Annotated in this window: 10 protein-coding genes; 8 read left to right on the top strand and 2 right to left on the bottom strand. The window is 29.9% G+C overall.

The genetic code is table 11. The features are described 5' to 3' along the window. The first annotated feature begins 154 nt into the window (after positions 1-154). Both dpsA and VK998_RS00285 read left to right on the top strand, forming a co-directional pair. Positions 155-985 carry a dipicolinate synthase subunit DpsA gene (gene dpsA / locus VK998_RS00290; protein ID WP_325224190.1) on the top strand — a complete coding sequence of 277 codons (831 nt, stop codon included), beginning with the start codon at positions 155-157 and terminating at the stop codon, positions 983-985. A gap of 2 nt (positions 986-987) precedes the next feature. Next, entirely contained in the window at positions 988-1,566 is a 579-nt protein-coding gene (locus VK998_RS00285) for a dipicolinate synthase subunit B (RefSeq protein ID WP_325224187.1), read from the top strand. Between the two features lie 33 nt (positions 1,567-1,599). Here the strand turns inward: VK998_RS00285 and VK998_RS00280 are convergent, their stop codons facing one another. Further along, positions 1,600-2,580: an aspartate kinase gene (locus VK998_RS00280; protein WP_325224186.1), complete on the bottom strand. Its 981-nt coding sequence runs from the start codon at positions 2,578-2,580 to the stop codon at positions 1,600-1,602. Between the two features lie 151 nt (positions 2,581-2,731). Between VK998_RS00280 and dapA the strand changes: the two genes are divergently transcribed. The 6 genes from dapA (at position 2,732) to VK998_RS00250 (ending at position 8,193) form a co-directional block, all read left to right on the top strand. Next, the gene (gene dapA / locus VK998_RS00275) at positions 2,732-3,616 is read left to right on the top strand and encodes a 4-hydroxy-tetrahydrodipicolinate synthase (protein WP_325224183.1); all 885 of its coding nucleotides are present in this window, start codon (positions 2,732-2,734) and stop codon (positions 3,614-3,616) included. A gap of 146 nt (positions 3,617-3,762) precedes the next feature. Next, the gene (locus VK998_RS00270) at positions 3,763-5,151 is read left to right on the top strand and encodes an MATE family efflux transporter (RefSeq protein ID WP_325224181.1); all 1,389 of its coding nucleotides are present in this window, start codon (positions 3,763-3,765) and stop codon (positions 5,149-5,151) included. Between the two features lie 10 nt (positions 5,152-5,161). Further along, on the top strand, positions 5,162-6,142 hold the full coding sequence (locus tag VK998_RS00265; RefSeq protein ID WP_325224179.1) for a Dam family site-specific DNA-(adenine-N6)-methyltransferase: 981 nt from the start codon (positions 5,162-5,164) through the stop codon (positions 6,140-6,142). Positions 6,143-6,292: 150 nt separating this feature from the next. Beyond that, positions 6,293-6,988: a cytochrome c biogenesis CcdA family protein gene (locus VK998_RS00260; RefSeq protein WP_325224176.1), complete on the top strand. Its 696-nt coding sequence runs from the start codon at positions 6,293-6,295 to the stop codon at positions 6,986-6,988. A gap of 14 nt (positions 6,989-7,002) precedes the next feature. Next, the gene (locus tag VK998_RS00255; protein ID WP_325224174.1) at positions 7,003-7,611 is read left to right on the top strand and encodes a TlpA family protein disulfide reductase; all 609 of its coding nucleotides are present in this window, start codon (positions 7,003-7,005) and stop codon (positions 7,609-7,611) included. Continuing rightward, on the top strand, positions 7,612-8,193 hold the full coding sequence (locus tag VK998_RS00250) for a prolipoprotein diacylglyceryl transferase family protein (RefSeq protein WP_325224171.1): 582 nt from the start codon (positions 7,612-7,614) through the stop codon (positions 8,191-8,193). It abuts the gene before it with no gap. 47 nt (positions 8,194-8,240) lie between these two features. Here VK998_RS00250 and VK998_RS00245 read toward each other — a convergent pair. Then, on the bottom strand, positions 8,241-8,469 hold a 229-nt coding region (locus VK998_RS00245; RefSeq protein ID WP_325224169.1), incomplete at its 5' end, for a putative manganese transporter.

Below are 8,469 nucleotides of genomic sequence, written 5' to 3'. Positions count from 1 at the left end.
GTGTCTGCCCTATATTGCTTATGAGAACAGGTAAAATAGTAGTGAGTAAATTTAACTTTATATTTTGTGATGTGGAATTTTGTTTTTTATTCAGTAACATTGGGAAAAAATATACATAATATATTATTAATTGGTTTATATTTGGAGGGATGATATGAAGGTAAAAAATTTCATGATATTAGGAGGGGATAATAGAAATATTGAATTAGCCCGTCTACTTTACGAAGATGGATACCATGTATCAATATCCCATATTGAAGGTTTAAATTTTAAAGAATCAGATATAATCATAGGCCCTTTACCTTTTTCTAAAGATAATAAAACCGTTAATGCACCTTTTCATACAAATGAAATACTTATAGAAATCATCCTTGAAAACATAAAAAAGGATCAGCTTCTTATTGCTGGTAAGATTGAAGATGAACATAGATTAAAAGCAAAAGATTATGGGATTGACATAGTAGATTATTTTGATAGAGAAGAGTTACAGGTTTTAAATGCTATCCCTACTGTTGAAGGGGCTATTAAATTAGCTATAGAGAATTCATCTATTACTCTCCATAGTTCCAATGTTTTAATATTGGGTTTTGGAAGAATTGGAAAGGTTTTAGCAAAAATGTTATATGGGCTAGGTGCTAATGTTCATATAGCAGCTAGAAAGCATAGTGATATAGCTTGGATTAAAAATTTAAAATATAATCCCATATATATTGATAAACTGGATGAGTACATTAATAATATGAATTTTATATTCAATACAATCCCATTTTTAATACTTACCAAAGATAAATTAAAACATCTCCATAAAAATACTTTAATAATCGATTTAGCATCTCAACCAGGTGGTGTTGATTTTAAGGAGGCAGATAAATTAGGAATTAATGTTATCCATGCCTTAGGATTGCCTGGTAAATATGCTCCAGTAACTGCTGCTAAGATTATCAAAGAGACTATTTATAATATCATTGAAGAAAGGGGTATATGAAAATGATATTGAAGGGAATGAAGATAGGCTGGGCATTAACAGGTTCTTCCTGCAATTTTGAATATGTTTTTCCAGAGATAGAAAGATTAGCAAACAAAGGAGCAGATCTATATCCAATAATATCTTATTCTGTAAATTCTTTTGATACAAGGTTTGGCACTGCAGAAGAATGGAAAAACAAACTTAGAAATATAACTGGTAAGGAGCTAATTACAACTATAGTGGATGCAGAGCCTGTAGGTCCAAAATTAGGATTAGACATATTGATAGTAGCACCATGTACAGGAAATACATTATCCAAATTAGCTAACGCTGTAACGGATACACCAGTAACTATGGCGTGTAAGGCTCATTTAAGAAATCAAAAACCTTTGGTATTAGCTATTGCAACCAATGATGGTCTAGGTGCAAATGGTAAAAATATAGGACTTCTTTTAAATATGAAAAATATTTATTTTGTACCTTTTGGTCAGGATAATTCAAAGGGGAAACCCAATTCACTTGTTGCAAAATTTGAGAAGATAGAACCTACTCTTATAGAAGCTTTAACAAATAAACAAATACAGCCAATTTTAGATTAAAAGAGATCTTTTTCAGATCTCTTTTAATATGGATTATTTAAATAAATGATCATATAAATTTTGAGCAAAATGTGAAATATTTTCTTCTTTTAAAATTATAGATATTTTCTTTTTATATGGAACCAGGTCTAAAATGTTTTTATTATTATATATAAATTGTTTTAAATCTTTCAGTAATATACTATTATATTCTTCATCAATAAATATAGAAAGAACGGCATTTTCACCTTTTTGTTTGATAGTTATTCCAATTATTTTTCTAATGTCAGGTGTATTTGATATGAGAGTACCTTCTACATTAGAATTTGTCGAAGTAATTTTTATTGGGATATTAAATTTCTTACCTATTAATACGGCTTTAGGATGGATTATTCTAGCTCCATTGGAAGCTAAATTATACATATTATCATAGGAAATATTCTTAATATATTTTGTATAAGGCACTATGGTAGGGTCGATAATTCCTACTCCTGGGACATCGGTAAAAATATCTATTCTTTCAGCACCTAAATATCCACCTAAAGCTACAGCAGTAGTATCACTTCCACCTCGGCCTAATGTTGTGATTTCATTGTCTTTGGTTATTCCTTGGAATCCAGCTACAACGGCAATTTTACCCATTTTTATATATTTCATTATAGTTGAAGTATCTATATTTATTATTTCACTACAATTGAAATTATTATTTGTAAGTATACCAGCTTGAAAACCTGTTAATGGCTCTGAAGGGATATTTTCCTTATCTAATAAATGGGATAATATAGCTATAGATATTGTTTCACCACAAGACATTATTAAGTCTTTTTTCTTAGGATCTATATTATTATTTATTTTTTCTAATTGTTGAATAAGTGTATCTGTAGCATAAGGGTCTCCTTGTCTACCCATAGCAGACACTACAATTACAAGGCTATTTCCTTCATTTATACATTTTTTGATATGAGTTAAAATTTTACTTTTAGCATTTAAATTTCTAAGGGATGTTCCTCCGTATTTTTGAATTATAATTTTCATAACAATCACCTACAATGGATTTATATTGTCTATAAATATCAGTTAATTATATAGTATTCATTTTTCATTTAAAGGGTTAAGGAATAACTTAAGAACATGTTTAAAAAAATCACATAATATGTACTATAGTCAAAATAGAGGAGGTTTGAAAATGGTTAATTGGGGGAGATTAATTACAGCAATGATTACACCTTTTGATGAAGAACTAAATGTAAACTATGATGAAGCAATTTTGTTGGCAAAACGTTTAGTAAAAGAAGGAAATACTGCTTTGGTTATAACTGGAACTACAGGGGAAGCACCAACCCTTAAGTCAGATGAAAAAGTTAAATTATATGAAGCCATTAAGAGAAATGTGGATGTACCTATTATTGCAGGTGTTGGGACTAATTCTACTGAAGATACTATTATAAATGCAAAGAAAGCAATAGAAGCAGGAGTAGATGCATTATTAATTGTTACGCCATATTATAATAAGCCTAGCCAAGATTCATTATATCTTCATTTTAAAACGATTGCAGAAGCTGTAGATATTCCAATTATGCTATATAATGTTCCAGGACGAACAGGTTGTAATTTATTGCCTGAAACTGTAAAGAGGTTGGCTAATATAGAAAATATAGTAGCTCTAAAAGAGGCAAGTGGAGATATAAATCAAATATCGGAGATTATAAGAATAAAACCTAAAAACTTTTTAGTCTATTCTGGTGATGATTCTATTACATTACCAAGCATGGCAGTAGGCGGCTATGGAGTAGTTAGTGTTTGTTCTCATGTGGTAAGTAAAGAAATGAAGGAGATGATAGATGCTTTTGTATTAGGAGATATTAAAAAGGCTATGGAAATACATTTAAGATTATTTAAACTTTTTCAAACACTATTTATCGTTTCAAATCCAGTTCCTGTAAAGATGGCATTAAACATGACTGGAACCAAAGCTGGAGGGTTGAGACTACCTTTAATGGAAACTAATTTAGAAGTGAAAAAAACAATTCAAAAGGAATTAGAAAGTGTTGGTATTAGACAAGTAGAATAATTTAAAATAGTTTCTGATATACATTATTTAAAGGGTGATCTTGGATTACCCTTATATTTTTAAAGCTAAAAGGTATTTAATTATTTCGACTCCCTAGATACATTTATATTTAAATGGTATAATGTGGTTTGTAAGGGGGATTAAAATTGAGTGATAAACTATATGATGAGAGGACAGAATTTTTATTAAATAACGATAATCTCTATTATAATATAGCATATTTAGCTTGGCCAATAGTTATACAGTCTTTACTTCAAGTTTCAGTAGGAACAATTGATATAAAGATGGTAGGTTCTTTAGGAGTAGATGCTATATCGGCAGTAGGAACGGGCAGAAATGTTATTATGCTAATAATGGTATTGGTAATGGCTATTTCAACTGGTACCATTGCAATGGTAGCTCGTTCAATGGGAAAAGGAGACAAAAAAAGTACATCGGTTAGTGCAGGACAATCCTTTTTTCTATGTTTGTTAGCTTCAGTATTTATGGTGCCTTTTGGCCTTTTAACAAACAAAATGATTTTACAACTTTTAGGTGTTAGCGATAACGTATTATTCTTAGCACAACAATATATGGAAGTTTTCTTTTTATCCATACCTTTTTTCTTATTGCATTTTATTGCAAAGGCTATATTTCAAGGTGCAGGGGATACAAAAACGCCATTAGTAATAGATATTATTATGAATATAGTAAATGTAGTAGGTAATTTTATATTTATCTTTGGATTTTGGATATTTCCTGAAATGGGAGTTATGGGGGCGGCAATAGGAACAGGCATTTCTCGCTTGGTAGGATGTATTTTAGGATGGAGTGCATTACTTAGTGGAAGGTTTGTAGTACATGTGCAAATTGAGGATATTATAAGGCCTAATTGGAAAGTATCAAAACAGATTGTTGGAATTGGTATACCTGCTGCGCTACAAGGCCTTTCAAGAAATATAAGTAGGTTTTTATTATTTGCTATATTGGCTAGAACAATAAGAGCAGATGCAGCTGTGCCAGCTTATGTTATTGGAACTAATCTAAATCAATATGCATTGATGCCAGGATTAGCTATAGGGACTGCTGCTGCCACACTATCCGGAATGAATATTGGAGCAAATAAATTAGAGCGGGCAGAAGAGAATGGGAAAGTGTGTGCTATTCTTGGAGCAGCTTTAATGGGAGTTATTGCATTGACTTTTGTTATTTTTTCAACTCCTTTTATTAAGTTTTTTTTAGATGAGGCAAATCCTGATGTAATAGAAATAGGGAAAAGATTTTTGATTATAATTGGAATTTCAGAGCCATTACATGCAGTCACCATCACTTTATCTAGGACTATGCAAGGTGCTGGTTATACGAAGGTTCCTTTTTGGATAACCTTTATATCTTGGTTACTAATTAGAGTAACTTTAGCTTATATTTTAGCTATTGTATTTAAATTACAATCAACAGGAGTTTGGATTGGCATTAGTGTATCAACATTTATTTCTGGTTTAATGTCTTACTATGTTTTTAAACAGGGCAAATGGAAACATGTAGCTATAGAGTAAAGTATAAAGTTTGGGTAATTTAATATTAATAGGGATATGTAGAGGTGAATATGGATTGGGAAATATAATGGACAAAAAAGAATTAATAAAATCGCCTTTAAATTTTACTGGAGGTAAATTTAGATTATTAAATCAAATTTTACCTCTATTTCCCAAAGAAATAGATACGATGATAGATTTATTTTCTGGTGGCAGCAATGTTGGTGTAAATATAGAGGCAAAAAAAATAATATCAATCGATCATCAGAACCAATTAATAAGTCTTTTTAATACTTTTATTGATCAGAATAAGGATAAAGTATTCCAAGGAATATTTGATATTATTGATAAATATAATCTATCAAAAACCTTTGAGCATGGATATAAATACTACGGTTGTAATAGCATGGATGGATTGGGGAAGTATAATAAATCAAAATTTGTAAAACTAAGAGAAGGTTATAATAGGTTAGTAGATGAGGAATCTTTTTATAAAGACATTATGTTCTATGTTATAACTATATATGCTTTCAACAATCAAATAAGATTTAATAAGAAAGGTAAATGTAATATACCAGTGGGGAAAAGGGATTTTAATTTAAACTTACAACGGAATCTATCCAAATTTATAGATAGAATTAAATCTATTGATATACAATTTTATGCCATGGATTTTAAAGATTTATCAATAAATACATATGATAAAAAAGGTTTGTTTGTCTATGCAGATCCTCCTTATCTAATAACTAGAGCCACATATAATGAACAAAATGGTTGGGACTTAATAAAGGAAAAAGAACTTTTAGAATTATTAGATCAAATAGATTTAAAAGGAATAAAATTTGCATTATCAAACGTAATAGAGAGTAATGGTAAAAGAAACTATATACTAGAAAAATGGAGCAAAAAATATAAAGTCCACTATTTAAATTATAGTTATAATAACTCAAACTATCAAAAAAGCAAAAGCCGATCATCTAAAACTATAGAGGTACTGATTACCAATTATTAAAATTGTTTATAAGAAAAATATTTAAGGAAATAAATAATGGGTATTAATGAAGCTATCCATTATTTATTTCCTTGATTTTTTTGAAAATATAGTTATAATTATAGGGGCGGGGGGTATAGATGATTTAAATTAATCTTTAGGGGGGAGTTTATGGATTTAGGAAATGTTTCATTGCCAATAGCTTTTGGAGCAGGATTTTTATCTTTCTTTTCACCGTGCATTCTTCCGTTAATACCGGTTTATATAATGTATATGGCTGGTGTTAATTTGGAGAGTGAACTAGAAGAAAGAAGGCTCATTGCAGTAACAAGAACTATAGGTTTTATCATAGGATTTACTATTATATTTATGATAATGGGTACTTCTGCTAGTTTTTTAGGAAAGGTATTTATTAGGAATAAGGAAATTTTCGCTAAAGTAAGTGGAGCATTGATAATAATTTTTGGATTAAATATGATGGGGATATTGAATTTTGGATTTTTAAATATGCAGAAAAAGATTAAGGCACCTAAGAAAGCATCTGGTTGGTTTAGTTCCATATTAATGGGGATGGCCTTTGCTGCTGGTTGGACCCCTTGTTTTGGACCTGTACTGGCATCTATACTTATATATGCAGGAGGGTCGGCTACCGTTTCTAAAGGAGTATATCTATTGTTAGTATATTCTATTGGTATGGCAATCCCATTTTTATTGACTGCATTATTTATAAATGTATTTAGTAAGTTTCTAGAGAAGACAGAAAAAGTTATGATATATATTCCTAAAATTGGTGGCCTAATAATGGTGATTTTTGGGATATTAGTATTTTTTAATAAAGTTATAGATATAAGCAGATTAATGCTATGAAAGGAAGGGATAGAGTGAATAAAAAGATTTTAAGTATAATAATAATTGCTATAGTATTAGTTGTAGGACTATATTATTTTACTGAACTAGGACAGAGAGAAACAGAAGAAGATATAGTACCAGAAGACGATGTTTCTGAGGATATAGAGGATATAGATGAAGAGGCTTATGATGAAGTAGTGGAGGATGAGTTTACATCTGATATTAGTATTGGTGAAGAAGCACCAAACTTTACACTTAAGAATTTAGAAGGTGAAGAAGTATCATTATCTGATTATAGGGGGAATATAGTTTTAGTGAATTTTTGGGCTACCTGGTGTAAATATTGTGATATTGAAATGCCAGACCTCCAAAAATTAGACAGTGAAAATGAAGATTTGGTTGTTTTAGCAGTAAATGTAATGGAAGATGAATCTACAGTTGAGGAATATATTGAAAAAGGCGGTTATGATTTTGATTTAGCTTTAGATAAAGAGGGAGACATAGCAAAGACTTATTTAGTAAGCGGCCTTCCCACATCTTACTTTGTTGATAAAGATGGGATTTTGCTAGGAGGAGTACCAGGCATGATGACTTATGCACAGATGAACCAGCTTGTTGAAGGAATAAGGGAAAGTGAATAGATGAGACCTTTTTTCTTTTCTTATAAAGCTATACGTATAACTTGGTTTATGGCTTTTGGAATAATAATTGCTGGTATAAGTTATGTTATTTCTGGTATTTTAGCAAAAGAATATGAAGAAGAAAAAGATACTATAGAAGATATTTTTATGATTTTATTGATTATTGGATTTATTGGAGCTAGGCTTGGTTATGCCTTGGTTAACCTTCAATCCTATAAGGATAACATACTATCATTATTTAAGATATCTCATTATAATCTATCCCTTCTAGGAGGTATAATTTTTGGATTTTTGGCGTTATTGCTACTATCCAAAAGATATAAAATTGATTTTAACAAATTATTTAAGATATTTATAGTTCCATTTTATTTTTCTATGGCTGTAGGTATATGGGTATTAAAGTTTGATTGGTTATTGCTATCTTCAACCCATTTAAAAAATAATCCAATTAGTATACTTTTAGCGTCTTTAATATTTTTAATAGGAATGGTAGCGGAATTGATTTTATCTAAAAAATCTAAAAATAAATATATATCTTTTATAATATTAGCAGTAGTTATGTTTTTGTACTATTTATTATAGAAAATGATATAAAAAGTGAGAGTTGATTTCCAACTCTCACTTTTTATTTAAAAGAGTTTAACTTCTATTAAATAAGCTAGTAATCCTACTATTAATGCAGCTATCGTATTAAATCCTGTAGACCATAGAGCAGATTTTTTATCTATTGCAATCAATGGAAATAAAGCATCTCCATCTTGAGATATAGCGTTAGCTAAAAGAGCTGCAAAAGGCAACATTCCTTTAGTATATAGAGTTACAAATATAATTTGAGGGCCACATCCAGGAATAATCCCT

This window comes from Schnuerera sp., assembly GCF_035459645.1.
GTDB lineage: Bacteria > Bacillota > Clostridia > Tissierellales > Tepidimicrobiaceae > Schnuerera.
This window is presented reverse-complemented; position numbering and strand designations above follow the sequence as displayed.

Excerpts from the sequence above, each read along its gene's own strand:
- VK998_RS00260 (WP_325224176.1), top strand. The coding sequence starts at position 6,293 with ATGGATTTAGGAAATGTTTCATTGCCAATAGCTTTTGGAGCAGGATTT.
- VK998_RS00280 (WP_325224186.1), bottom strand. The coding sequence starts at position 2,580 with ATGAAAATTATAATTCAAAAATACGGAGGAACATCCCTTAGAAATTTA.
- VK998_RS00285 (WP_325224187.1), top strand. The coding sequence starts at position 988 with ATGATATTGAAGGGAATGAAGATAGGCTGGGCATTAACAGGTTCTTCC.
- VK998_RS00250 (WP_325224171.1), top strand. The coding sequence starts at position 7,612 with ATGAGACCTTTTTTCTTTTCTTATAAAGCTATACGTATAACTTGGTTT.
- dpsA (WP_325224190.1), top strand. The coding sequence starts at position 155 with ATGAAGGTAAAAAATTTCATGATATTAGGAGGGGATAATAGAAATATT.
- dapA (WP_325224183.1), top strand. The coding sequence starts at position 2,732 with ATGGTTAATTGGGGGAGATTAATTACAGCAATGATTACACCTTTTGAT.